The organism is Caldimonas mangrovi (assembly GCF_023721835.1).
Classification (GTDB): Bacteria; Pseudomonadota; Gammaproteobacteria; order Burkholderiales; family Burkholderiaceae_C; genus Caldimonas; species Caldimonas mangrovi.
The window spans coordinates 52,093-76,206 of the sequence record NZ_JAMKFE010000006.1; the positions used below are offsets into that span (position 1 = coordinate 52,093).

The window sequence follows — 24,114 nt, forward strand, 5'->3', positions numbered from 1 at the left end:
CGCGCTCTGCAGGAGCCATGGATGATGTTCACGAATTTGAAGAGCACATGGAAGCGGCTGCTTGCCATGTCGATGCTGGCCGCCACGACCGTGGCGGCTCCCGCTGCCGACCTGCGCATCGGCATCAAGTCGGAAGTGACCGCCGCCGACCCGCATGTGCTGGCGCCCTCCAACCGCAACGTGTGGCTGCATGTCTACGACACGCTGGTGGGGCAGGACGCGACCCTGCGTGCGGTGCCGCGGCTGGCGCGGGGCTGGCGGGCAATCGATGCGACCACCTGGGAGTTCGTGCTGCGCCCCAACGTCACCTTCCACGACGGCAGCCCGCTGACCGCTGAAGACGTGAAGGCGTCGATCGATCGGGCCAAGAACCTGAGCGGGCCGCGCACCTATCGCACCTACCTGCAGGACGTGGACAGCGTGGTGGTGGCCGACCCGTTGAAGGTGCATATCAAGACGAAGGAGCCAAGCCCGGCCCTGCCCGACAACATCAGCCTGATCGCAATCATTCCCAAGAGCAAGGCCCAGGCGGATGAAGACGCGTTTTCCAGGGGCGACGCGGCGGTGGGCAGCGGCCCCTACCGATTTTCGGAATGGGCACGCGGCGAGCGCGTGGTGCTGGTGCGCAACGACAAGTACTGGGGCGCACGCGAGCCATGGGACAAGGTGGTGTTCCAGTTCATCCCGAAGGAACCGGCGCGCGCTTCGGCCTTGCTGTCGGACGCGGTTGACCTGATCGACGGCACCCACGCGGGCATGGCGGACGCGTTCGCCAGCTCCGGCAGGGTCACGCAGGCCTCCACGCCGTCGTACTGGTTGAACTACCTGGGCACCGACCAGCACCGCACCAGCTCGCCGCATGTTTCCGACGTGAACGGGCGCGCACTGCCTGCAAACCCCTTCCAGAACCTGAAGGTGCGCCAGGCGATCCATCTTGCGATCAACCGCGAGGCGATTGCCCGCCATGTGATGAAGGGCGACGCCGTGCCGACGGCGCAGATCGTTCCGGCCGGCTTCTTCGGGCACGATGCAGCGCTGGTGGCTCCGGCCGGTGACCTGGCCAAGGCCCGCGCACTGCTGGTCGAGGCGGGCTATCCGCAAGGTTTCAAGGTCACGCTGCACTGCCCGAACGACCGCTACCTCAACGACGCCAAGGTGTGCGAAGCGATCGGGCAGATGCTGACGCAGGCTGGCCTGAAGATGGCCGTGCAAGCCATGCCCTATTCGGTGCTGCTGTCGCGCGTGGCGGCCGCCGAGCCGGATGTGAGCCTGTACATGCTGGGCATCGGCGCCGTCACGGGAGACTCGCTCGCGCCCTTGCGGGCCGTGGTGCAGAGCTACGACAAGAAAAAGGGGCAGGGCGCCAACAACTACGGACGCTACAGCCATGCCGAAATCGACCAGTTGATCGACAAGGCCGCCACCGCGATGAACCCGGCCGAGCGCGAGAATTTGCAGAGGTCCGCCGCCCGTCTGGTGGCGCAGGACCTCGGGATCATCCCGGTGCACCACCTCAAATCGTCATGGGCCCTGCGCAAGGGTCTGACGATCACGCCACGCGCCGACGGATTCACCTTCGCGACCGACGTTCGCGATGCCAGCGTCAAGTAACCAGGACGTGCCCTTTCGATGCTTGATGCCATTCTCAAGCGGCTGCTCCAGAGCGGGGTTGTTCTGGTGCTGATGTCGGTGCTGGCGTTCGTCGGCATCAACCTCGTCGGCGACCCGGTGCACCTGCTCGTGCCGCAGACGGCCAGCCAGGAGGAGGTCGAGCAGGTGCGGCAGCAACTGGGCCTCGACCTGCCGATTCCGCAGCAGTACCTGCGCTTCGTCGGCGCGGCACTCCAGGGCAATCTCGGCGAGTCCTTCGTGTTCGGGCGCCCGGCGCTCGAGCTGATCCTCGAGCGGGTGCCCGCCACACTCGAGCTGGCGTTCGCAGCGCTTGGGTTGTCTGTGCTCATCGGCATTCCGCTCGGCCTGATCGCGGGGCTCCATGCCAACGGCATCGTGCGGCGTGCGGTGATGGGAGGCTCCATCGTCGGCGTGACGGTCCCCGCGTTCTGGCTCGGGCTGCTGCTGATCCTGCTGTTCTCGGTCAATCTCGGCTGGTTGCCCTCGGGCGGGCGGGGCGAGCCCGGGCGACTGCTGGGCTGGTCGACCAGCTTCGCGAGCGTCGACGGCCTGCGCCACCTGGTCCTGCCGGCGCTGACGCTGTCGCTGTTCAAGATCGCCATCGTCATCCGGCTCACCGAAGCTGGCACCCGGGAGGTGATGTCGCAGGAATACGTGCGCTTTGCACGCGCCAAGGGGGTGTCGGGCGCGAGGCTGTTGTGGCGGCACGTGCTGCCCAACGTGCTGATTCCCGTCGTCACGGCAATGGGCCTCGAGTTCGGTCAACTCATTGCGTTCTCGGTCGTCACCGAGACGGTGTTCGCCTGGCCCGGCATGGGCAAGCTGATCATCGATTCGATCATCCAGCTCGACCGCCCGGTGGTGGTGGCCTATCTGCTGGTCACGCTGCTGATCTTCATGACCCTCAACTTCATCGTGGATGCCTTGTATGTCGTTCTGGATCCGCGTCTTCGCGTGAAGGGCAAGTGACCATGGCACAGGCCCAACCCCGAGACCGCGTCGACGCGCCTTCTCGCCATCCGCAGCTGGCCGCGCCGGCGCCCGTACAGGCGGCCGAGCCGCCCTGGATCGCGCTGTGGCGCCGCTTCTCGGCACGGCGGCTGTCGGTGGCAGCGCTGGCCGTGCTGTGCACGCTGATGCTGCTGGCGTTGATTGCACCGCTGATCGCGCCGCAGGACCCCTACGACCTCGGCGTGGTGTCCATCCTCGATGCCGAACAACCGCCGATGTCGCGCAGCGCCGACAGCAGCCTGCTGTTCGTGCTCGGCACCGACGGCGCCGGCCGCGACTTGCTCAGCGCCATCCTCTACGGGCTGCGCATCAGCATCGTCGTCGGCCTGTTCAGCGCGGCTGCCGCCGTGGTCATCGGCGTTTCGCTGGGGCTGACGGCAGCGCACTTCGGTGGCCGCGTCGACGCCGTCATCATGCGGGTGGTCGACCTGCAGCTGAGTTTCCCGACCATCCTGGTCGCGTTGATGCTGCTCGCGTCGCTGGGGCAGGGCGTCGACAAGACCTTGCTGGCCCTGATCATCGTGCAGTGGGCGTACTACGCACGCAACGTGCGGGCCAGCGCCATGGTCGAGCGGCAGAAGGAATACGTCGAGGCGGCGATGGGTCAGGGTCTGCCGGCGCTGCGCATCATGTTCCGGCACGTGCTGCCCAACTGCATGGCGCCGCTGCTGGTGACCGCCACCCTGCAGACGGCCCATGCCATCACGATGGAAGCCACGATGAGTTTCCTGGGCATCGGCTTGCCGCAGACGCAGCCGTCACTGGGCCTGCTCATTGCCAACGGGTTCGAGCATGCGCTGTCGAGCCAGACGTGGATCAGCATCTATCCCGGCATCGCGCTGGTCACGCTGGTGGCGTCGATCAACCTCGTCGGCGACCGGCTGCGCGACGTGCTCAACCCCAAGACGGAGGCCTGACGCCATGAGTCTGTTGACCGTCGGCGGGTTGCGGACCCGCTTCAAGACGCCCGCCGGCTGGGTGACGGCCGTGGACAACGTGTCCTTCTCGCTCGACAAGGGACGCATCCTCGGCATCGTCGGTGAATCCGGCTCGGGCAAGTCGGTGACCGCGATGTCGCTGATGAACCTGCTGGACCCGCCGGCCGTCGTCGAGGCCGACGAACTGCGCTTTTGCGGCGAGTCGCTGCAAGGGGCGACACCGCGGCAGTGGAACGCCATCCGCGGCCGGCGCATCGCCATGGTGTTCCAGGACCCGATGATGTCGCTGAACCCGGTGATGCGCGTCGGTGCGCAACTGATGGAAACGGTGCTGGTGCACGGCCATGCCGGCAAGCACGAGGCCCGTGCGCGCGCGGTCGATGCGCTGCGCACGGTGGGCATTCCCGCGCCGGAAGAACGCATGAACGCCTACCCGCACGAGTTGTCGGGCGGCATGCGGCAACGCGTCGCCATCGCGAACGCCATCATCAACCGGCCTGAACTCGTCATCGCCGACGAGCCCACCACCGCGCTCGACGTCACCATCCAGGCGCAGATCCTGTTCGAAGCCCGTCGGCTCTCGCGCGAGAGCGGCACCGCGATGATCTGGATCACCCACGACCTTGCCGTCGTGAAGGACCTGGCCGACGACCTTTGCGTGATGTACGCCGGCCGCGTGGTGGAGCACGGTCCCGTCGCCGAGGTGATACGCCACCCTCGGCATCCGTACACACGCGGCCTGCTCGAGTCGCTGCCGAGCGGGCGTGCCACGGGGCGCCGGCTGCGGCCGATACCGGGCGCCACGCCACCGTTGCAGTCGTTGCCGCCGGGCTGCACCTTCGCCCCGCGCTGCGCTGCCGCCAGCGTGCAATGCCAGTCCGTTCCGCCGACCTGCACCGAAGGCCGGCGGTCGTTCCGGTGTTTCCATCCCGTCTGACCACCATGCAGCCCATTGTCGAAATCGAGAACCTGCGCAAGAGCTTTTCGCCGCCCCCAGGTCTGCTGACCCGGCTCGCTCGCCGTGTCGGCATGGACATGCCGTTGCCGAAGGCGGTGCATGCGGTCAACGATGTGTCATTGCAGGTGCAGCGGGGCGAGGTGCTGGGGCTGGTGGGGGAGTCCGGGTGCGGAAAGTCGACGCTGGGCCGCATGGTCGCCGGCATTCTGGAGCCCAGCGCCGGCATCCTGCGCATCGACGGCGCGGCGACCCAGCGGCACGGCGCACGCAGCGTACACCGTCGCGTGCAGATGGTGTTTCAGAACCCGTATGCATCGCTGAACCCGCGCATGCGCATCGACCAGATCCTGACCGAAGCGGCGGTGCACCACGGCCTGGTGGAAAAGCGCGTCGTGCGCGACCATGCGGCGGCGCTGCTGCGCCAGGTGGGCCTCGATCCCAGCTACGCAGACCGCTACCCGCACCAGTTCTCCGGCGGGCAGCGCCAGCGCATCGCGATCGCCAGGGCGCTGTCGCTCCATCCGGAAGTGGTGGTGTGCGACGAGGCCGTTTCGGCGCTCGATGTGTCGGTACAGGCGCAGATCCTGAACCTGTTCCTCGACCTGCGCGAGTCGAACCAGCTGACGTATCTTTTCATCAGCCACAACCTCGCGGTGGTCGAGTACCTGGCGGACCGCGTGGCGATCATGTATCTCGGCCGCATCGTCGAGCTGGCCGACACCGAATCGCTGTTTCGTGCGCCCAATCACCCGTACACGCAGGCGCTCATCTCCGATGCGCCCAGGCTCGACAAGGGGCACAGCACGCATCGCCCGATCCAGGGTGAACTGCCGAGCCCGTACAAGCCGCCGTCGGGCTGCGCGTTCCACCCGCGCTGCCCGCACGCCATGCCACGTTGCCGGAGCGAGCGTCCGGCACTGGTCGAGCTGGCACCCGGCCACCTGTCGGCCTGCCATCTCAACGATGCGCGCGAATCGATCGTCCGTTTCATTCCGCCCAAATTCCAACATGACCCCACCGCTGCAAACTGATTCGACCGTGCCGTACCACTGGCTGCCGCAGGCGGCAGAGCCGCGCATCCCGCTGGTGTTCGACTCCCCGCACAGCTGGCCGCACTGGCCAGCCGACGTGGAGACTGTCGCCCGGACCGAGCAGCTGATGACGAGTTGCGATGCGTACGTGGACGAGTTGTGGCGCGGCGTGACGGCGGTCGGCGGCGCATTGCTCGCGGCGCGCTTTCACCGTGCCTACATCGACGCCAATCGCCACGAGCGCGACATCGACCCCGACCTCATCGACGGCGTCTGGCCGGAGCCGATCGAACGCAGCGAAATGAGCCGGCGCGGCATGGGTCTGATCCGGCGCTATGCATTGCCCCGCGTGCCGATGTATGGACGACGCCTCAGCGTCGGCGAAGTGCGCGACCGCATCGAGGGTTGCTATCGACCGTATCGGCGCACGCTGGGCGAAGCGATCGGCAAGGCACATGCACGCTTCGGCACCGTGTGGCACGTGAACTGTCATTCGATGAAGTCGGTCGGCAATGCGATGAATGTTGACTGCGGCGCACCGCGCCCCGACATCGTCGTCAGCAACAGCCCGCGGGGGGAACCGAGCGCGTCCGACGAATTCACCCGGTGGGTGGCCGACCGCCTGAGCCGCTACGGCTACAAGGTGGCCATCAACACGCCGTATACGGGGGGCGACATCGTGCACGCCCATGGTCGCCCGCACGAGCAGCGGCACAGCGTGCAGATCGAAATCAACCGCGCGCTCTACATAAACGAAGCCACTGTCGTGAAGCACGCCGGTTTCGATCGGCTGCAAGGCCACCTGGACTTGTTTACGCGCGAGTTGGCCGACTACGTCGAGACGTCGCTCGCCGCGGGCCCGAGGCTCGCTGCCTGACCGGTTCGCCTGGGCGGGATGCCAGGCATGCGCGGCGGCAACGACAGGAAAGTTTCATGATGCAGACGGGATTCGGCGTGCTGCGCGTCGCCGACGTGATGGTGCCGATGCGAGACGGCGTGCGCCTCGCGACGGATGTTTACCGGCCCGCACTCGACGGTGTGGCGGTGGACGGGGTGTTCCCGGTGATTCTCGAGCGCACGCCCTACGGCAAGACCGAACCGTCCCGCGCGGAAGTGGACCGCGGGGCGAGGCAGCCGTATTCGCGGCACCAACTGGCGGCCTACTACGTCGAGCAGGGCTACGTGGTCGTGTACCAGGACTGCAGGGGCCGCCACGGCTCGCAAGGGCGGTTCGAGAAGTATCTGCGCGAGGCCGACGACGGCGAAGACACGTTGCACTGGTTGACGAAGCAAGCCTGGTGCAATGGCCGGGTCGGCACCATGGGGCTCAGCTACGCTGCACACACCCAGTTGGCGCTGGCGACCAAAGCACCGCCGGGCCTGCAGACCTTCGTGCTCGATTGCGGTGGATTCTCCGACGCATACCAGTGCGGCATCCGGCAAGGTGGCGCCTTCGAGATGAAGCAGGCGACCTGGGCCGTGCAGCAGGCCAAGGAAGCCCTGCGCGGCGACCCCGTCATGAGCAAAGCGCTGGAGAACGAAGACCTGCACGCCTGGTTCAAGGCGCTGCCGTGGCGCAAGCGCCACTCGCCGCTGCGCTGGGCACCCGAATACGAGCGGTATCTGTTCGAGCAATGGGCCAACACCGACTTCGGCGACTACTGGCGACAGCCGGGGCTCTACGCGAAGGGGGCGTATGCACGGATTCCCGCGGTGCCGCAAGTACACATGTCGGGCTGGTACGACGTCTACGTGCGCTCCACGCTCGAGAACTTCATCGGCCTGGAAAGCCGCAGCCCGTGTGCCCGGCTGATCATGGGACCGTGGCTGCATGGCGACCGCAACATCACGCATGCGGGCGATGTGGAGTTCGGTCCGCAGGCATCGTTCGATGCCAACGTGGCCGAAAGCTGGCGCGCCTATCGCCGGCAGTGGTTTGACCGCTGGCTGAAAGGCGTGAACAACGGCATCGACGATCAGCCGAAGGTGCTGCTGTTCCTGATGGGGGGCGGTTCGGGCTGCCGCAATGCCGCGGGGCGTCTGGAGCACGGCGGGACGTGGGTCGGTGCCGATGCGTGGCCGTTGCTGGCGGCACGACCGACCCCGTTCTATCTGCGGTCTGATCACACGCTGGCGACCGATGCGTCGGAACCCGCAAGCCATCAGTTCACGTACGACTTCGACCCGATGCGGCCGGTGCCGACGATAGGCGGCGCATTGACGTCGGGCAAGCCGATCTTCGAGGGTGGAGCGTTCGACCAGCGAGAGGGCGAGCGCTTCTTTGGCTGCCACGCGATCGGTTTGCCGTTGTCGGCACGACCCGATGTGGTGGTGTTCGAAACGCCCCCGCTGCCGAGCGACATGGCGGTGGTCGGTCCCGTGGCAGCCCATCTTTTTGTTTCGTCGAACTGCGTGGACACCGACTTCACGATCAAGCTGATCGACGTGCACCCACCCACGAGCGACTACCCGCAAGGCTTTGCGATGAATCTCACCGACGGAATTCTTCGCTGCCGCTACCGCAAGAGCTGGGACCACCCGCAACCGATGGTCGCTGGCGAGGTCTGCGAGATCCGCGTCGAGGCGTTCGCAACGGCGAACTTGTTCAAGGCGGGTCACCGCATCAGGCTCGACATCTCGTCGAGCAACTTCCCCAAGTACGACGTCAATCCGAACACGGGCGAGAACGCGGTGGACGCCCGTCGATGCCAGGTCGCCGCCAACACTGTCCACATCGGGCCGCGATATCCGTCCCGGCTTGTGCTGCCGCTGGTGCACCCACACCAATTGCAGCCTTGGTCGCGCCCGTAACCAGCTTATAGGCTTCCTGAGACGCGCCCGTCGGCGCGCTCCTGTACGCGCCCGCACCGCACCGCACCACTGAGGGCCGAGCCGCACACCGCGTGCCTTGCGGCTGCCGTCTCGTCCTTCGGTCCCCGTTCTTCGACCCGGTTGTGAGCCGATCCCCGGCGCCGGTGGCGGCTGCGCACTCGTGGGTCGAATCGTCACGTCCCTTGCGTTTCTTTGGGAGAAACATCGTTTCTGCATCACCACATGGAGAAGCCTGCAGCTACGCGTCATCGTTGCTGGATTTCTTCTACAAAAACTTTGTGGAACTGAAATCGCATTCCGGCTCTAGATTCATTCAATGAAACATCGTATTGACCACTGAAACAGTAGAACGTAACCTCGGGTCACTGCCATGTGGGTGGCGGTCACCGGTCCGGTGCATCTGAACCAAGGAGAGAACTGATGAATGGAACCTTGCTCCGCGCGGCTGCAGCGCTGCTTCTGTTGCCTGCCGTTGCGCAGGCGCAATCGACGGTCACGGTCTACGGGCGCGTCGACGCCGGGATCTCGAAAGAGAACGACGGCACCACCGATCTTGCGGGGGGTGTCAACAGCTCGGACGCGCTGCAGATGCGGCAGAACTCCGGCAGCCGTCTCGGCTTTCGCGGCGTGGAAGACCTGGGCGGCGGCCTGAAGGCACAGTTCCAGATCGAGCACCGGTTCAACGTCGACACCGGCGCCTCGACCTCGTCCACCTTCTGGAACGGCAAGTCGATCCTGGCGCTGTCGGGCGGCTTCGGCACCGTGTCGCTCGGCCGGGACTACACGCCCGCCTGGTACGTGGGAAACGAGATCGACCCGTTCGGCTTCTCGACCATCGGCCAGATGGGCTCGGCGGCCGCTGTGCCTGGTACCGTCTCGCGTGCGGCGAACATGGTGATGTACCAGACGCCGTCGTTCAATGGCGTGACGAGCCGGCTGCAGTACTCCTTCAAGGAGACCGCGACGACCGGCGCCCGTGACGGCATGGGTTTCAACGTCGAGTACGCGCAAGGCCCTGCCTATGCGGCATTGGGCTACGAGCGCCCGGTGCGCGCCGGCGCGGAAGGCGCGGCGAACCCGACGGTCGATGTGTGGATACTGGCGGGCGGCTGGGACTTCGGCACGGCGCGCGTGACAGCCACCTTTGCCAGTGGCATGTCGGACCCTGGCGAGGCCGCGGTGGATGCCGGCGCGGCCGCGGAGTCCAAGCGCCGCCACATCGGTCTGGGTGCGGTCGTGAAGGTTGGCTCGGGCGAGATCCTCGCCATGTTGAGCCGGCTCACCGACAAGACGACAGCCACCACCGACGAGCCTGCCAATCGCGCCACCACCGTGAAGCTCGGTCTGGGCTATCACCACCACCTGTCGAAGCGCACGCGTCTGTACGTCGACCTCGGGCGCGCGAAGACCAGCAACAGCGAGATCGCCGACTTGAGCACGCGCCACGGCATCGACATGGGCATACGCCACAACTTCTGACGCCGCAGAGAGCGTCCGAGCCGGCCGGCAGCAGGTGCTGCGCCATTGCAAGAAGGGAAGACAGCCGTGTTGTTGTTCGTTGTGCGCATGGGTGGAGCGCGTGTCCAGCGCCGGCTGGTCGCGATGTGGACGTGCGCAGCTTTGCTGGCCGGCTCTGCGGTGCCGGCCTCGGCCGCCGAGCTGGTGGTGGGGCAAGTGGCACCGATGGAGGATCCCGCCTCCATCGGCCATCAGCTTCGCACCGGGGTCGAGGTCTACTTCGAACAGGTCAACCGCAAGGGTGGGGTGCATGGCGCACGCTTGCGACTTGCTGCCAGGCACCGCGGCACGCGAGCCGAAGAGGCGGTGGCGAAGACGCGGGAGCTGCTGTCCGAAGAGAACCCGATCGCACTCATCGGCTTCATGGGGACGGGGCCCATGGAGGCCTTGCTGAACGCAAAGGTCCTCGACGAGGCGGCCATCGCGCTGGTTGGCGCTCGCACCGGGGCCACCGTACTGCACCGTCCGGATCGCAGCCGATGGCTGTTCCACACCCGCGCCAACTACGCAGGCGAGGTGGGCAAGATCCTCCGGCATGCCGACACCATCGGCGCACGCCGGATGGCGGTGTACTACGAGGAAACCGCTTTCGGCGCCGAGGCCTTGGCGCTGGTGGAGAAAGCACTGCCGGCGACGAGTGTCGCGCTGGTCGAGAAGGTGAGCTACAAGCCCGACGAGCAGTTGTCCGAAGAAGCGGCGCAGCGCGTCATCCGGTCCGGCGCCAATGCCGTGCTGGTGGCGGCCAGCAGCGAGGCGGCCGCCGACTTCTACCAAGCCTACAAGGCGGGTGGCGGCCCAGGGCTGGTGGTCGCGCTGTCGACGGCTGACGGCGCATTGATGGTCCGGCGCATCGGCGCCGAGGCGGCGCGCGGGCTCGGCATCGCCCACGTGACCCCGGACCCGGCCAGCCGGACGTTGCCTTTGTCGCGCGAACTGCAGGCGCTGGAGCGTGCGGGTGCGGTACGGCCCGGGCAATTGAACCAGGGCTTTGCCGAGGGTTACGTGGCCGCGAAAGTGCTGGTGGAAGCCCTGCGCCGGGCCGGGCCGCAGCCGACCCGCGCGCGGGTACGCCAGGCGCTGGAAGGTTTGTCCTCTTTCGACGTGGGCGGTTTCACCATCAGCTACTCGGCCACTCGACGCAGCGGGTCCGACTACGTGGACATCGCGATACTGAGCCGGGACGGTAAGATGCTGCGCTGATTTTGTTGCCACCTTTCCGGGTGGCGTGATCGCGGAGCACTATGGAATACACCGTCGCGGCGGTCGATGAAGCCCTCGGGCTCCTGATTCTGGTTGCCGACCACCCCGGCCTCGGGGTCACCGAACTGGCCAAGCGTTCGGGCAATACCAAGGCTCGCGCATTTCGTCTGCTCTGTACGCTCGAGCAACGCGGCTTCGTGCAGCGCAGCGGCGATGCGGCCACCTACCGGCTGGGGCACAAGAGTCTGTTGATCGGCCTGGCGGCTCGCGAGCAGGTGAGCCTGGTGCACCTGGCTGAAAAATACATGAGCCGCCTCGGCGAGCGCTTCAACGAGAACGTGCAGGTGCGCGTGCGTGACGGCCTGCATTCCTTGTGTGTGGCGCGCTGGGAAACCACCCACGAGCTGCGCATCCGCAGCGACATCGGGCAACCCCGCCCCCTGCACGCGGGCGCTTCCGGTAAGGTGCTGCTCGCCTATGCCCCGGAGGAAATTCGCCAGGCGGTGCTGTCCGCCGAGATGGAGCGCTTCACCCCGAGCACCATCCACCAGCGCAGCAAACTGTCGCAGGACCTGGCCAGGATCAAGGCGCAGGGGTACTCGGTGTCCAACGCCGAAGTGGTGCCCGAGATCGTCGCCGTGGCCGCGCCCATCTGGGACAGCGCCGGCCAGGTGAGCGCCACGCTCAGCATTGCCGTGCCCGCCAGCCGGGTCCCCGCCGAAGGCATGGACATGGTGGCGCAGGAAGTCGTCAGAAGCGCCGGCGAACTGTCGCGCGAACTGGGCTATGCGCACGCCGCTCCGACGCGGGTCGCCGCGAACGAGACGGCCGCGAAGAAGCGCCCGGCGAAAAAGCCCGTCCTCGGCTGAGTACGCGCCCGCGGCGCGGGTGGCGAGACCGGTGCGCAGTCACTGCGCAGCGGTGCATTGCGGCCCGGCTGGGCATCCGTTTTTGCCTGACCGGCATGCCGAGTCGAGACGCGAGGAAAAACCACTTCAGTTTGTTGTATCACTAACCGATACTGCGTATCAGAATCGATGAAAGAGCGGCTGTCGCTCCATCGACTCGACAAGGGGTACGCATGTTCGAGAAAGCACGACGAGTGTTCGGGCGCCTGCCCGCTGTCCGCGCCCGCTCCATCGCCAGCCGGCTGGCGATGGGCTTTTCCGGCTTGGTCGTCTTGCTGCTGGCGGTGGTGGCCGTCAACGCGGTCGAGTTCCGCAACCTGGGCGCGCGGTTCGGGCAGTTGGTCGAGGTCAACAACCGCAAGGTCGATCGGGCCTACCAAATGCAGGACCAGATCAACCAGCTGGCCGTGCAGGCGCGCTCCATCTCCTTGCTGACCGATCCGCAGGACGTGCTCGCAGAGGTGGCGCAGTTGAAGCGTGCACAGGCCGCCTATGCGGCGGTCGAGAGCGAGCTGGCGGCGCTGCTGCGCGATGCTGCCGCCACCGAAGAAGAGGCCTTGCTGTTCCAGGACATCCGCCGCTCGGCGGCCGAGACCCTGCCGCTGGTGCTGCGCGCGGCCCAGGAAGGACAGGAAGGAGCGAACATGGAGGCCAGCATGACGCTGATGCGGGACGTGCGGCCGAGGGAGGCCCTCTGGCGCAGCAAGGTGGGTGAACTTGTCGCGCTGGAGCAGCGCTTGAACCACGCCAGCTACGTTGAAGTTCGTCGCGGACAGGCGCGGGCGATGCAAACCGCAGCCGTGCTTGCGGCGGCAGCCATCGGGCTTGGTGGCTTGCTCGGGTGGCAGATCACCCGCAGCGTGCGCAGGCCGGTGGAGCAGGCGATTGCCGTCGCCGAGCGCATTGCGACAGGCGACCTGGGGGTGCCCATCGAGGCTGCTGCAGATGACGAAGCGAGGCGCCTGCTGAGCGCCTTGGGCCGCATGCAGGATCGGCTGCGCCGGGTGGTGGCGCAGATCCGGGCATCGGTTGACAGCATCCGCGAGGCCAGCGTGGAGGTGGCCTTGGGCCACGTCGATCTGAGCCGGCGCACGGAAACCGCGGCGGCCAGCCTGCAGGAAACCGCCAGCTCGATGGGGCAGCTGGCCAGCCACGTCCGCAGCAATGCCCAAGCCGCCGCCGAGGCCAACCGCCTCGCGGCTGCCGCGGGCTGTGTCGCCCAGCGCGGCGGGCAGGCGGTGGACGCTGTGGTGTCGACCATGGGTGCGATCGGCGCGAGTTCGAAGAAGATCGCCGACATCACCGGCGTCATCGACGCCATCGCCTTCCAGACCAACATCCTGGCGCTCAACGCTGCGGTCGAAGCCGCGCGTGCCGGGGAGCAGGGCCGGGGGTTTGCGGTGGTGGCCGCCGAGGTGCGCGCGCTGGCCCAGCGGTCTGCCGAAGCCGCCCGGGAAATCAAAACACTGATCGCGGCGTCCAGCGCGAATGTCGACACAGGAGCGCATCTGGTCGCCGAGGCCGGAGCGACGATGACGGACGTGGTGTCGAGCGTCGGCACCGTGACGCAGATCATCGGCGAGATCACCGCGGCGTCGAGCGAGCAGGCCAGCGGGATCGATCGCATCAACCATGCGGTCGGGCAACTGGACAGCATGACGCAGCAGAATGCGGCGCTCGTCGAACAGTCTTCCGCCGCGGCGGACAGCCTCAAGAGTCAGGCCGGGGTGCTGAGCGAGATGGTGGCCATGTTCCGTCTCGGGGCACCGGAAAGCGCCAGCGAACAGATGCCGATCGGGCGGGCGTAGCGGCGCGTTCGCTGGCGCAAGCACGTCGGCTCGCTCGTGTTGCACGGCAAAATGCGCGTGGCATGTCGCAAGTCCTGATCCTTCCCATGGCAGCGCACGTCGCGCTTGCGGCTTGCCTTTATGCCCTGCTCACGCTCGCACGCGCCCCCGGCGTGTGGGGCATCGGCCGCCGCCCGGATGGCAGCAACCCTTGGGCCGCCGTCGAGCCACGCATCAGCGCCAACCTGTCGAACCAGTTCGAGTGGCCGCTGTTCTTCCACGTGGCTTGTTTGATACTTGCGCAGTTTCAAACTCACCCTGCTGCCGTGGTGCTGGCGTGGATCTTCGTCGTCGGCAGGGGGGTGCACAGTGCCGTTCAGATCCTGACGCCGAACGTCCGGCTCAGGGGCATCGTGTTCATGGTCAACTTCCTGGCCGTGCTCGGGCTCTGGGTCCTTGTTGTTCTCGCGGCGCGTCACCCCGCACTCACGGCATGACGAAAGAACCGATGGCAACCGTTGAACCGAACTCGCAGCGCTACTACCACGGCACCAAGGCCGACCTGACACCCGGTGACCTGATCCGGCCAGGCTTCGACTCCAACTACGGCAGCAGGAAGAAGGCGGCCTACGTCTACCTGACCGCCACTTTGGAGGCCGCGATCTGGGGCGCCGAGTTGGCGCAAGGCGCAGGGCCGGGCAGGATCTACGTCGTGGAGCCGACCGGCCCGATCGCCGACGACCCCAATCTGACAGACAAGAAATTCCCCGGCAACCCGACGAAGTCGTACCGCTCCCGAGACCCGCTGCGGGTGATCGGCGAGGTGGCGGCGTGGACGGGGCATACCCCCGAGCAGCTCCAGGCCATGAAGGACCACCTTGCGCGGCTCGAGCAACTGGGTGTCGAGGCGATCGAGGACTGAATCCGAACCGGCGCGGCCGGCGGTTCGCGCACTGATCCGCGCACGGCCGATGGCTTGCACGGGGCGTACTCAGGACCGCAGGAGCACACGAGACGTCGCCATCATCCGCAGCCGGCTCGTCGAGTTGACGGACGGCGTGTGCAGCAGCCTCATGTCCATCAGAAAGACGTCGCCGGCTCGGCCGCACATCTCGAGGACGGTGACGCCCAGCGCCCGAAGGTCGGTCTCCAGGTGGGTCGACGCGTTCAGCACTTCGCGCAGGGAAGCCCGGGCGCCGCTCAGGCGGTGCGACCCGGCGAGCGCCAGCGTGGCGCCTCCGCGGGGCGCGACGTCGTCGATCAACACGAAGGCCTGGATGCCGGGCAGTGCGTCGGGGGGCCGCGCTGCCACATCGACGTGCCAGTTCAAACCGTCCAGCGTCCAGTCGCCCTGGCCCGGCAGGGACAGCAGCCACTGCGACCCTTGCAGCAGGGATGCCGGGCGCCCGCACAGCCGGCCGATGCCGGTCAGCAGTTCGGGCGTCATCCAGGCTTCATGCACATGGGGCAGCTTCACGAGCGTGGACAGCTTGGCGATCTGCTGAAACGGGGGCAGGTTGTGCACTGGGCCCGGCAGCTTCTTGCCGGCGACCCAGATCCTGAGGCGCTGCAACTCGTCGAGCAGCTTCTGCCTGATGGCCGCCATCCGATGCCTGGGGTGGAATCCCTCCAGCCGCAGATACCCGTGGTGGTTGAAGAATTTCAAGTCGGCTGGCTGCATTCGGCTGACGACAACGACAGTTCTCTGTGCGCGCCAACGGTCAAGATGGCCGCTGCATGCCGACGGGCGGCGACAGCAAGAAAAAGGGCCACTCCACAGAGCGGCCCTTTTCAGTGTCTGGTGGAGACGAGGAGGATCGAACTCCCGACCTTCGCATTGCGAACGCGACGCTCTCCCAGCTGAGCTACGTCCCCAGAAAGACCGGCATTCTAACGTAAATTCCCAAGCCGCTTCAAAGGCTCACGGCATGCCGTTGCGTCGCGCCAGTTCGCGGAACAGCGCGCTGTGGTCGAGTTCGGCGTAGCCGTGTTCTGCCGCACTGGCATACAAGTCTTCGAACAGCTGGGTGATCGGCGCCTGGAAGTCGAGTTCGCCCGCGGTGTCCAGCGCATTGCGCATGTCCTTCAGTTGCACCGTCAGCGCGGCGCGCTTCGCGAAGTCGCGCTCCACCATGCGCTGGCCGTGCACTTCCAGCACGCGGCTTTCGGCGAAGCCGCCCCGGATGGCCTCGCGCACCTTGGCCATGTCGGCGCCGCCCCTGGCTGCCAGCAGCAAGGCTTCGCTGACCGCGCCGATGGTGATGCCGACGATCATCTGGTTGGCCAGCTTGGCGAGCTGGCCCGCGCCGTGCGGCCCCACGTGCGTGGCGCGGCCGAGCGGGGCGAAGACGGGCAGGGCGCGCTCGAAGTCGGCGGCGTCGCCGCCGGCCATGATGGCCAGCGTGCCGGCCTCGGCGCCCACGGTGCCGCCGGACACCGGCGCGTCGAGGTGGGCCACGTGGTAGTCGGCCAGACGCTTGGCGTGGTGGCGGGCCTGTGCCGGCTTGATGGAACTCATGTCGATCACCAGCGTGCCGGGTTTCAGCACCTGGGCCACGCCCTGGCCGAACAGCACGCTTTCGACGACGTCGCCGTTGTCGAGCATGGTGATGACGACATCGGCCTCGCGCACGGCCTGCGCGGCCGTGTGCGCCACCCGCGCGCCATGTGAAGCCAGGCGCAACGCTTTTTCCTGCGTGCGGTTCCAGGCCGTGACGGCGAAACCGGCTTCGCGCAAGCGTTTGCCCATCGGCAGCCCCATCAGGCCGATGCCAAGCACGGTGACGTTCATCGTGGGTGCCCCTCTGGCGGACTGGAGGCTTGCAGTATAGAAACCATGCGGTCGTTCGACCACTGACACACCCAGCAGGAGACATCGCATGCCCCCCACCTTCGACCCGGCCTGGCTCGACGCGCAGTACAACAACCGCGCGCGCATCCCGGAACACCCCCAGATCTTCGCGCGCTGGGCCGAGGACTCGCGCCGGGCACGGCAGGCGTTGTCGCCGGCGCTGGACGTGCGCTACGGCCCCGCCGCCGAAGAAACGCTGGACGTCTTTGCCGCCGTCGGTCCGCGGGCGCCGGTGCTGGTGTTCATCCACGGCGGCTGGTGGCGGGCGCTCGACAAGGCGGACCATTCCTTCCTGGCACCGGCGTTCGTGCAGGCGGGCGTCACGCTGGTGGTGCCGAACTACACGCTGTGCCCGGCGGCGACGATCGAGGACATCACGCTGCAGATGGTGCGCGCCGTGGCCTGGACGGTGCGCGAGATCGCGGCCTATGGCGGCGACCCGCGGCGTATCGTCGTGGCGGGCCACTCGGCCGGTGGGCACCTGGCGGCCATGCTCGCGTGCTGCCGATGGCAGCAGGCGGGCGCCGACCTGCCGGAGCGGGCGGTGCAGGGGGCGCTGGCGATCTCCGGGCTGTTCGACCTGGAGCCGGTGCGGCAGACCCCATTCCTGCAGGCCGACCTGCGGCTGACGCCGGACGCCGTGCGCAAGCTCAGCCCGGCGGGATTCCCTGCCCCGCAGGTGCCGCTGGCGGCCCTGGTCGGAGGCGACGAGAGCGAGGAGTTCCTGCGGCAGAACGAACTGATCCGCGAGGCCTGGGGGGCCCGTGCGGTGCCGGTGTGCGAGGCCGTCCCCGGGCGGCACCACCTCGATGTGCTCGACGCCCTGGGCGAGCCGGGTTCGCGGCTGCATGCCGTGGCGCTGGAACTGCTGGGCGAGCGCTGACGCCCCAAGCCTTCATCGTCTCGCACTCAGGGATTGCCCGCTGCTATATGGCGTATAGCAGCGGGCTATTGGACGCTCCCGGCGGCGTGGAGTAGTTTTTACACGCGCCTCGCAAGAGCTACACGCGGCGCGCATCCCACGCTGATCCACACAGGAGACGAACATGCAACTGAAGGGCTCGAAGACCGAGCAGAACCTCAAGGACGCGTTCGCGGGCGAGTCGCAGGCCAACCGCCGCTATCTGTACTTCGCGAACAAGGCCGACGTGGAAGGCCAGAACGACGTGGCGGCCCTGTTCCGCTCGACCGCCGAAGGCGAGACCGGCCATGCACATGGCCACCTGGAGTTCCTGGAAACGGTGGGCGACCCGGCCACGGGCCTGCCGATCGGCGCCACGCGCGACAACCTGAAGGCCGCGGTGGCGGGTGAAACCCACGAGTACACCGACATGTACCCCGGCATGGCGCGCATGGCTCGCGACGAGGGCTTCGAAGAGATCGCGGACTGGTTCGAGACGCTGGCCAAGGCCGAGCGCTCGCATGCGAACCGCTACCAGAAGGCGCTGGACGCACTGGAGGACTGAGGCCTTCCCATCGACGTCGAACGGCAGCTCCGGCGGGGCTGTCGCGTGTGCCCGCTGGCCGGGCGCCACCCTAGTGTGCTGCCCCGCAAGTTCGTGGAAGAAGTTCAGGCGAGAAACACCTGCATGCGTCGTTGCAGTGCTCGCCGGGTGGCCCCACCCGGCTGTGCGCTGCGCCTAGCCTGCAGCCGTTTTCGCCAGAACTTCGCAACCCGCTGCCTGCGCTCGACATTGGTTCCACCAACCTGCGGGACAGCACACTCGCCAGCACCGCGAGCCACAGGAGACAACGATGAGCGTGCCCAGTCCGAAAGAGGGCAACCTGGAGGCGCCCACCCGTCACGCGGTGGACTGGAAGAGCCCCGGGTTCTACGACGAGCAAGCCTGCCTGGCCGAGGTGGGGCGCATCTTCGACATCTGCCATGGCTGCCGCCGCTGCGTGAGCCTGTGCAACGCGTTTCCGACCCTGTTCGACCTGATCGACGAGGGCAAGACCGGCGAACTCGACGGGGTCGACCGGGGCGACTACTGGAAGGTGGTCGACCAGTGCTACCTGTGCGACCTGTGCTACATGACCAAGTGCCCGTACGTGCCCCCGCACGAATGGAACCTCGACTTCCCGCACACGATGCTGCGGGCCAAGGCGGTCAAGTTCCGCAAGGGCGAGGTGAAGGCGGGTGAGCGGTTTCTCGCGTCGACCGACGTGCACGGGCAGTTCGCCGGCATCCCGGTGGTGGTGCAGATGGTCAATGCGATCAACGGCACGCGCGTGGCCCGCACGGCAATGGAAAGCACGCTGGGCGTGCACCGCGATGCGTGGATGCCGTCACTGGCGAGCCGGCGTTTCCGGTGGAGCGCTGCGCACGCGCCAGCCCACCCGGTGCGCAACGGGGCGCGCACGCCGGGCAAGGTGGCCGTCTTCTCGACCTGCTATGTCAACTACCATGAGCCGGGCATCGGGCATGACCTGCTGAAGCTGCTGGATCACAACGAGATCCCGTACGAGCTGGTCGACAAGGAGGCGTGCTGCGGCATGCCCAAGCTGGAGCTGGGCGACCTGCAGGCGGTCGAGAAGCACAAGGACGCCAACGTCCCGGTGCTTGCGACGTACGCGCGCGAAGGCTGGGCCATCGTGAGCGCCGTTCCTTCGTGCACGCTGATGTTCAAGCAGGAGCTGCCGCTGCTGTTCCCGCACGACCCCGACGTGAAGCAGGTGCAGGCGGCGATGTGGGACCCGTTCGAATACTTCGTCGCGCGCCACAAGGACGGGCTGCTGAAGATCGACTTCACGCAGGCGTTGGGGCGGGTCAGCTACCACATCCCCTGCCATGGCCGGGTGCAGAACATCGGCCGCAAGACCGAAGAGCTGCTGAAGCTGGTCGGCACCCGGGTCGACGTGCAGTTGAACACGGTGGAGCGCTGCTCCGGCCACGCCGGCACCTACGGCGTGAAGAAGCCCTACCACGAGGTTGCGATGAAGATCGGCCGGCCGGTCTTCAAGGCCATGGGCAAGACCGATGACGGTGGCCGCGGGCCGGACTACATCAGCTCCGACTGCGCGCTGGCGGGCCATCACCTCGCCCAGGGCATGGCCCGCAACGCGCTGCCGGCCGCACCGCTCAGGCATCCGTTGAGCCTGGTTCGCATCGCCTACGGCCTGGAGGATTGAGGCATGAGCACCGCACCCAAGATCACCCGCGACAGCCTGCTGACACTGGAGGCCTATGCCAGGCAGCGAGCCGCGATGAAGGCGCAGGTCATCCCGCACCGGCGCCTGCGCTCGGTTTGTCTCGGTGAACACCTGATGCTGCAGTTCGAGGACGAGACCACCATTCGCTACCAGATCCAGGAGATGCTGCGCATCGAGAAGATCTTCGAGGAAACCGGCATCCAGGACGAGCTCGACGCCTACCTGCCGCTGGTGCCCGATGGCAGCAACTGGAAGGCGACGATGATGCTCGAGTACACCGACGTCGAGCAGCGGCGCCTGGCGCTGGGCCGGTTGATCGGCATCGAGGATCGTGTCTACGTGCAGGTCAGCGACTATTCGCGCATGTATGCCCTGGCCGACGAAGACCTGCCGCGCGAGCGCGCCGACAAGACGTCGTCGGTGCACTTCCTGCGCTTCGAATTCACCCCCGACATGCAGGCGGCGGTTCTGGCCGGTGCCGGCGTGAGGCTGGGCGTCGACCATCCCGAGTACCTGGCCGAGATCAGCCTGGCCGCCGAGACGCTGCAGGCCTTGCGAGCGGACCTGCTGCCCTGAGCCGCCGCTGTCCCGCGAAGGAGGGACAGCGGCCGGAAACCGCTCCCCAGCCCTAGGGAGAGACGCCCTTGCGGGGGTGGCGACACGCCCGCCCGCCGCCTAGCATCCCGCCCTGCATCGCCCGCAAGCCTGTGCTTCGGGGACACCGGAGTACGGGATGAAACGCATGTTGAAGATCGGTGCCGTCGTGGTGGCGGCATTGGCCGTGCTGGCCGCAGGCACGCTGGGGTTGGGCGTCTACCTGGGGGAGCGCAAGGCGCAGCGCGTCGTGCAGCTCGACGTGCCCGGGCTGCCGGCGCTGGAGCAGCCGGCCACGGCGGCGACCGTCGAGCGCGGGCGCTACCTCTACCTGTCGCGCGGCTGTACCGAGTGCCATGGCGTCGACGGCGCCGGCCGCGAGTTCGTCAACGACGGCAAGGGCCTGGTGCTGCGGGCGCCGAACATCACGCCGGGCCCGCGCAGCTCGGTGGCCGCCTACCGGCCCGAAGACTGGGTGCGCACGATCCGTCATGGGGTCAAGCCCGACGGCCGGCCGGCGATGATCATGCCCAGCGAGGACTACAACCGGCTCACCGACGCCGACCTGGCCGCGATGGTGGCCTACCTGCGCCAGATGCCGCCGGCCGAGGGCAGGCCGGCGGTGATCTCGCTGCCGCTGCCGGTGAAGGCCTTGTACGGGTTCCATGTGCTGAAGGACGCTGCGCAGAAGATCGACCATCGCCTGCCGCCGCCGCAGCCGGTGGCCGAGGGGCGCAGCGTCGAGCATGGCGCCTATGTCGCCCAGATGTGCATCGGCTGCCATGGCGCGTCGCTCGCCGGCGGCAAGATTCCCGGCGCACCGCCCGACTGGCCGCCCGCGGCCAACCTCACCGCGGTGGCGGGCGGGGGCATGTCTGCTTATGCAAGCGTCGAGCGGTTCGCGGAGATGATGCGCTCCGGCAAGCGACCCGACGGGACGCCGGTGAGCCCGGTGATGCCCTTCCTGGCGCTGAAGGAGCTGAACGACACCGACGTCGGTGCGCTGCATCTCTACCTGCGGTCCTTGCCCGGCGTGAACTGAGCGCGGCACGGCGCTTGCCGCACAGGCGCGGCGCCGCGACGGGCGTGTCGGTCGTCAACAAGACGTCACCGGTTGGCGCATCCAATGAGGCTGTTAGGGAAAACCAATGCGAGGGTTCCCACGCATGGCCTATCATTCGTGGATCGCTTCCTTCTACCGACAAACAAGGAGTTATTGATGAAAACGATTGGCGACAAGCTCGAAGCTTTTTCCGTGGTGGCCGTGAAGCCTGGCTTCAACAACCACGAAGAAAACGGTCAGTCCGCGTTCGAGACGATCACCGAGCAGTCTTTCCCCGGCAAGTGGAAGATCATCTATTTCTACCCGAAGGACTTCACCTTCGTGTGCCCGACCGAGATCGTCGGTTTCGCCAAGCTGCAGAAGGACTTCGCCGACCGCGACGCCGTGCTGCTGGGCGGCTCGACCGACAACGAGTTCTGCAAGCTCGGCTGGCGCCGTGAGCACAAGGACCTGTCCAAGCTGAACCACTACAGCTTTGCCGACGTGACCGGCTCGCTGGTCGACCAGCTCGGCGTGCGCGACCGTGAAGCCGGCGTTGCGCTGCGTGCCACCTTCATCGTCGACCCGGACAACAACATCCAGCACGTTTCGGTGAACAACCTGAACGTCGGCCGCTCGCCGGAAGAAATCCTGCGCTTGCTGGACGGCCTGCAGACCGACGAGCTGTGCCCCTGCAACCGTGGTGTCGGCGGCTCGACGCTGTAAGCACCTTGCGAGAAACCCGCTGCGGCGGGTTTTTTCGGCCCAATGAATTAGGAGAAATCTATGGACTTTCTGTCTTCGATCAAAGACCAAATTCCCGACTACGCCAAGGACATCCGCCTGAACATCGACGCGGTCATCGCCCGCTCGAGCCTGCCCGCTGAAGACGCGCTGGGCTGTGCGCTCGCGGCGGCATTCGCGGCGAAGAGCAAGCCCATCATCGACGTGCTGAAGGCCAACACGCCGGAAGCCGAAGGCAACGCCGCGCTGACGGCTGCCGCGCTGATGGGCATGAACAACGCGTGGTACCCGTATATCGAGATGGCCGGCGACGACGAGCTGAAGACCGTGCGCGCCGAACTGCGCATGAACGCTTATGCCACCAGCGGCGGCGTCGAGAAGAAGAAGTTCGAGGCCTATGCGCTGGCCGCTTCCATCGTCGGCAAGTGCCATTTCTGTGTGAAGTCGCACTACGACCTGCTGAAGAAGGAGGGCTACAGCACGCAGCAACTGCGTGACATCGGCCGCATCGCGGCGGTGGTCAACGCGGCGTCGCAGGTGCTGGCCGCACAGTAAGCCGTGCCGGCTCTTTCGGGCTCGCCAGCAGGGCCGAATCTCAGTGTTTACCCTGGGATTCGGCCCTTCGCGCATCCGGCGTGCCCCACTGAAAGGAATCGGAAAGCAGCGCTTTCGTAGTCTCCGCAGCAAGCCGCTTCGACGGCCTTTCGGCGGCTGCCCGGTAGCGGCCGCACCTGCACTCAAAGGAGACAAGGCAATGAACAAACGCTCGACCCTGCGCTTCGGCGCCGCGGTGCTGGTCGCCGCCGGCCTGGCGGGATTCGGCCCGTTGGCCGCTGCGGCCGAACCGGCCCGGCCCGAATGCGTGGCTCCGGCCAAGCCCGGCGGCGGCTTCGACCTGACCTGCCGTCTGGCACAAAGCGCGCTGAAGGACAGCGGCGCGTTGAAAAGCCCGCTGCGCATCGTCTACATGCCGGGCGGCATCGGTGCCGTGGCGTACAACAACATCGTCACGCAACGCCCCGGCGAGGCCGGCACCATCGTTGCGTTCTCAGGCGGCTCGCTGCTCAACCTGGCGCAGGGCAAGTTCGGCAAGTACACGGTCGACGACGTGCGCTGGGTGGCCGCGATCGGCGCCGACTATGGCGTGGCCGTGGTGCGCGACGACTCGCCGTACAAGGACCTGAAGAGCCTGATGGCCGCGTTCAAGCAGGACCCGACGCAAATCGTGCTCGGCGCCGGCGGCTCCATCGGCAGCCAGGACTGGATGAAGGCGGCATTGACGGCCAAGGCCGCAGGCGTCGACTACAAGCGCATGCGCTTCGTCGCCTTCGAAGGCGGTGGCGAAGCCGTGACCGCACTGCGCGGCGGCCACATCCAGGCCTACATGGGCGATGCGGCCGAAGCGGCAACCATGCTCGAAGGCGGCGCGCCGATCCGGGTACTCGCCGTGTATCACAAGGAACGTTTGCCGGGCAAGCTGGCCAATGTGCCGACCGCCACCGAGCAGGGCTTCGACATCGAGTGGCCCATCATCCGCGGCTTCTATGTCGGGCCGAAGGTTACGGATGCCGACTACAAGTGGTGGGTCGACGCGTTCGGCAAGACGATGGGCAGTGCCGGCTTTGCGCAACTGCAGCAGCAACAGGGCCTGTTCCCGTTCAACAAGACCGGGCCGGAGCTGGATGCGTTCGTGAAGGAGCGCACCAAGGCCTATGCCGAGTTGGCGCAGTCCTTCGGGTTGATGAAATAAGACCACCCCTACGCGCTTCGCGCGCCCCTCGAGGGGCGACACCAGCGGACCGGCAAAGCCGGATCCGCGGCGTCACTCGAAGGGGCCCGGGCTTCGCCGGGCTGTTCGCACCCCTCTCGTCCTCGTGATGCGGCTGCTCGTCGAGGTGCGCCGTGGAGATTCCCA

23 protein-coding genes and 1 tRNA gene are annotated in these 24,114 nt (G+C 67.0%); 21 read left to right on the top strand and 3 right to left on the bottom strand.

Features of this window, described 5'->3' with window-relative positions; translation table 11 throughout:
- The first annotated feature begins 21 nt into the window (after positions 1-21).
- The 13 genes from M8A51_RS11555 (at position 22) to arr (ending at position 14,737) form a co-directional block, all read left to right on the top strand.
- Positions 22-1,611, top strand: coding sequence for an ABC transporter substrate-binding protein (locus M8A51_RS11555; RefSeq protein ID WP_251778558.1), 1,590 nt, complete (start codon positions 22-24; stop codon positions 1,609-1,611).
- Positions 1,612-1,629: 18 nt separating this feature from the next.
- Positions 1,630-2,601, top strand: a complete 972-nt coding sequence (locus M8A51_RS11560; RefSeq protein WP_251778560.1) for an ABC transporter permease — start codon at positions 1,630-1,632, stop codon at positions 2,599-2,601.
- Positions 2,602-2,603: 2 nt separating this feature from the next.
- A complete protein-coding gene (locus M8A51_RS11565; RefSeq protein WP_251778562.1) occupies positions 2,604-3,560 on the top strand; it encodes an ABC transporter permease in 957 nt (318 codons plus the stop codon).
- 4 nt (positions 3,561-3,564) lie between these two features.
- Entirely contained in the window at positions 3,565-4,518 is a 954-nt protein-coding gene (locus tag M8A51_RS11570; protein ID WP_251778564.1) for an ABC transporter ATP-binding protein, read from the top strand.
- A gap of 5 nt (positions 4,519-4,523) precedes the next feature.
- Positions 4,524-5,570 (top strand): ABC transporter ATP-binding protein, encoded by a 1,047-nt coding sequence (locus tag M8A51_RS11575; protein WP_251778566.1) that lies wholly within the window; start codon positions 4,524-4,526, stop codon positions 5,568-5,570.
- Positions 5,548-6,447 carry an N-formylglutamate amidohydrolase gene (locus M8A51_RS11580; RefSeq protein ID WP_251778567.1) on the top strand — a complete coding sequence of 300 codons (900 nt, stop codon included), beginning with the start codon at positions 5,548-5,550 and terminating at the stop codon, positions 6,445-6,447. Before M8A51_RS11575 ends, M8A51_RS11580 begins: the two co-directional genes overlap by 23 nt.
- A gap of 56 nt (positions 6,448-6,503) precedes the next feature.
- Entirely contained in the window at positions 6,504-8,381 is a 1,878-nt protein-coding gene (locus M8A51_RS11585; RefSeq protein WP_251778570.1) for a CocE/NonD family hydrolase, read from the top strand.
- Between the two features lie 441 nt (positions 8,382-8,822).
- Complete coding sequence (locus tag M8A51_RS11590; RefSeq protein ID WP_251778572.1) at positions 8,823-9,881, top strand: porin; 1,059 nt, start codon at positions 8,823-8,825, stop codon at positions 9,879-9,881.
- 66 nt (positions 9,882-9,947) lie between these two features.
- Positions 9,948-11,120: an ABC transporter substrate-binding protein gene (locus M8A51_RS11595; RefSeq protein WP_251778574.1), complete on the top strand. Its 1,173-nt coding sequence runs from the start codon at positions 9,948-9,950 to the stop codon at positions 11,118-11,120.
- A 41-nt stretch (positions 11,121-11,161) separates the two neighbouring features.
- Positions 11,162-11,989 carry an IclR family transcriptional regulator gene (locus tag M8A51_RS11600; protein ID WP_251778576.1) on the top strand — a complete coding sequence of 276 codons (828 nt, stop codon included), beginning with the start codon at positions 11,162-11,164 and terminating at the stop codon, positions 11,987-11,989.
- Between the two features lie 212 nt (positions 11,990-12,201).
- Positions 12,202-13,836, top strand: a complete 1,635-nt coding sequence (locus tag M8A51_RS26370; RefSeq protein WP_280926084.1) for a methyl-accepting chemotaxis protein — start codon at positions 12,202-12,204, stop codon at positions 13,834-13,836.
- A gap of 62 nt (positions 13,837-13,898) precedes the next feature.
- Positions 13,899-14,312: an MAPEG family protein gene (locus M8A51_RS11615; protein ID WP_251778578.1), complete on the top strand. Its 414-nt coding sequence runs from the start codon at positions 13,899-13,901 to the stop codon at positions 14,310-14,312.
- Positions 14,309-14,737 (top strand): NAD(+)--rifampin ADP-ribosyltransferase, encoded by a 429-nt coding sequence (gene arr / locus M8A51_RS11620; RefSeq protein ID WP_407062225.1) that lies wholly within the window; start codon positions 14,309-14,311, stop codon positions 14,735-14,737. The genes M8A51_RS11615 and arr overlap by 4 nt, the downstream gene beginning before the upstream one ends.
- Positions 14,738-14,806: 69 nt before the next feature.
- Here the strand turns inward: arr and M8A51_RS11625 are convergent, their stop codons facing one another.
- From M8A51_RS11625 to M8A51_RS11635, 3 genes are all read right to left on the bottom strand, one after another.
- Positions 14,807-15,481, bottom strand: a complete 675-nt coding sequence (locus tag M8A51_RS11625) for a phytanoyl-CoA dioxygenase family protein (protein ID WP_251778582.1) — start codon at positions 15,479-15,481, stop codon at positions 14,807-14,809.
- Between the two features lie 133 nt (positions 15,482-15,614).
- Positions 15,615-15,690: transfer RNA gene (locus M8A51_RS11630), tRNA-Ala, on the bottom strand.
- A gap of 46 nt (positions 15,691-15,736) precedes the next feature.
- On the bottom strand, positions 15,737-16,606 hold the full coding sequence (locus tag M8A51_RS11635; RefSeq protein WP_251778584.1) for an NAD(P)-dependent oxidoreductase: 870 nt from the start codon (positions 16,604-16,606) through the stop codon (positions 15,737-15,739).
- An 88-nt stretch (positions 16,607-16,694) separates the two neighbouring features.
- On the opposite strand from M8A51_RS11635, the gene M8A51_RS11640 reads away from it, so the two are divergent.
- The 8 genes from M8A51_RS11640 (at position 16,695) to M8A51_RS11675 (ending at position 23,949) form a co-directional block, all read left to right on the top strand.
- Positions 16,695-17,549, top strand: a complete 855-nt coding sequence (locus tag M8A51_RS11640) for an alpha/beta hydrolase (protein WP_251778586.1) — start codon at positions 16,695-16,697, stop codon at positions 17,547-17,549.
- A gap of 163 nt (positions 17,550-17,712) precedes the next feature.
- Positions 17,713-18,132, top strand: a complete 420-nt coding sequence (locus M8A51_RS11645) for a rubrerythrin family protein (protein ID WP_251778587.1) — start codon at positions 17,713-17,715, stop codon at positions 18,130-18,132.
- A gap of 289 nt (positions 18,133-18,421) precedes the next feature.
- The gene (locus M8A51_RS11650) at positions 18,422-19,798 is read left to right on the top strand and encodes a (Fe-S)-binding protein (protein WP_251778589.1); all 1,377 of its coding nucleotides are present in this window, start codon (positions 18,422-18,424) and stop codon (positions 19,796-19,798) included.
- Between the two features lie 3 nt (positions 19,799-19,801).
- Positions 19,802-20,395 (top strand): DUF3501 family protein, encoded by a 594-nt coding sequence (locus M8A51_RS11655; protein ID WP_251778591.1) that lies wholly within the window; start codon positions 19,802-19,804, stop codon positions 20,393-20,395.
- A gap of 157 nt (positions 20,396-20,552) precedes the next feature.
- Positions 20,553-21,455, top strand: coding sequence for a c-type cytochrome (locus M8A51_RS11660; protein ID WP_251778593.1), 903 nt, complete (start codon positions 20,553-20,555; stop codon positions 21,453-21,455).
- Between the two features lie 177 nt (positions 21,456-21,632).
- Positions 21,633-22,181 carry a peroxiredoxin gene (locus M8A51_RS11665; RefSeq protein WP_251778595.1) on the top strand — a complete coding sequence of 183 codons (549 nt, stop codon included), beginning with the start codon at positions 21,633-21,635 and terminating at the stop codon, positions 22,179-22,181.
- Between the two features lie 60 nt (positions 22,182-22,241).
- A complete protein-coding gene (locus M8A51_RS11670) occupies positions 22,242-22,754 on the top strand; it encodes a carboxymuconolactone decarboxylase family protein (RefSeq protein ID WP_251778597.1) in 513 nt (170 codons plus the stop codon).
- 199 nt (positions 22,755-22,953) lie between these two features.
- Positions 22,954-23,949 carry a Bug family tripartite tricarboxylate transporter substrate binding protein gene (locus M8A51_RS11675; RefSeq protein WP_251778599.1) on the top strand — a complete coding sequence of 332 codons (996 nt, stop codon included), beginning with the start codon at positions 22,954-22,956 and terminating at the stop codon, positions 23,947-23,949.
- Positions 23,950-24,114: the final 165 nt, after the last annotated feature.

Excerpts from the sequence above, each read along its gene's own strand:
- M8A51_RS11575 (WP_251778566.1), top strand. The coding sequence starts at position 4,524 with ATGCAGCCCATTGTCGAAATCGAGAACCTGCGCAAGAGCTTTTCGCCG.
- M8A51_RS11650 (WP_251778589.1), top strand. The coding sequence starts at position 18,422 with ATGAGCGTGCCCAGTCCGAAAGAGGGCAACCTGGAGGCGCCCACCCGT.
- M8A51_RS11640 (WP_251778586.1), top strand. The coding sequence starts at position 16,695 with ATGCCCCCCACCTTCGACCCGGCCTGGCTCGACGCGCAGTACAACAAC.
- M8A51_RS11555 (WP_251778558.1), top strand. The coding sequence starts at position 22 with ATGATGTTCACGAATTTGAAGAGCACATGGAAGCGGCTGCTTGCCATG.
- M8A51_RS26370 (WP_280926084.1), top strand. The coding sequence starts at position 12,202 with ATGTTCGAGAAAGCACGACGAGTGTTCGGGCGCCTGCCCGCTGTCCGC.
- M8A51_RS11570 (WP_251778564.1), top strand. The coding sequence starts at position 3,565 with ATGAGTCTGTTGACCGTCGGCGGGTTGCGGACCCGCTTCAAGACGCCC.
- M8A51_RS11675 (WP_251778599.1), top strand. The coding sequence starts at position 22,954 with ATGAACAAACGCTCGACCCTGCGCTTCGGCGCCGCGGTGCTGGTCGCC.
- M8A51_RS11645 (WP_251778587.1), top strand. The coding sequence starts at position 17,713 with ATGCAACTGAAGGGCTCGAAGACCGAGCAGAACCTCAAGGACGCGTTC.
- M8A51_RS11615 (WP_251778578.1), top strand. The coding sequence starts at position 13,899 with ATGTCGCAAGTCCTGATCCTTCCCATGGCAGCGCACGTCGCGCTTGCG.
- M8A51_RS11580 (WP_251778567.1), top strand. The coding sequence starts at position 5,548 with ATGACCCCACCGCTGCAAACTGATTCGACCGTGCCGTACCACTGGCTG.
- M8A51_RS11660 (WP_251778593.1), top strand. The coding sequence starts at position 20,553 with ATGAAACGCATGTTGAAGATCGGTGCCGTCGTGGTGGCGGCATTGGCC.
- arr (WP_407062225.1), top strand. The coding sequence starts at position 14,309 with ATGACGAAAGAACCGATGGCAACCGTTGAACCGAACTCGCAGCGCTAC.
- M8A51_RS11585 (WP_251778570.1), top strand. The coding sequence starts at position 6,504 with ATGATGCAGACGGGATTCGGCGTGCTGCGCGTCGCCGACGTGATGGTG.
- M8A51_RS11665 (WP_251778595.1), top strand. The coding sequence starts at position 21,633 with ATGAAAACGATTGGCGACAAGCTCGAAGCTTTTTCCGTGGTGGCCGTG.
- M8A51_RS11635 (WP_251778584.1), bottom strand. The coding sequence starts at position 16,606 with ATGAACGTCACCGTGCTTGGCATCGGCCTGATGGGGCTGCCGATGGGC.
- M8A51_RS11590 (WP_251778572.1), top strand. The coding sequence starts at position 8,823 with ATGAATGGAACCTTGCTCCGCGCGGCTGCAGCGCTGCTTCTGTTGCCT.
- M8A51_RS11655 (WP_251778591.1), top strand. The coding sequence starts at position 19,802 with ATGAGCACCGCACCCAAGATCACCCGCGACAGCCTGCTGACACTGGAG.
- M8A51_RS11600 (WP_251778576.1), top strand. The coding sequence starts at position 11,162 with ATGGAATACACCGTCGCGGCGGTCGATGAAGCCCTCGGGCTCCTGATT.
- M8A51_RS11670 (WP_251778597.1), top strand. The coding sequence starts at position 22,242 with ATGGACTTTCTGTCTTCGATCAAAGACCAAATTCCCGACTACGCCAAG.
- M8A51_RS11560 (WP_251778560.1), top strand. The coding sequence starts at position 1,630 with ATGCTTGATGCCATTCTCAAGCGGCTGCTCCAGAGCGGGGTTGTTCTG.
- M8A51_RS11565 (WP_251778562.1), top strand. The coding sequence starts at position 2,604 with ATGGCACAGGCCCAACCCCGAGACCGCGTCGACGCGCCTTCTCGCCAT.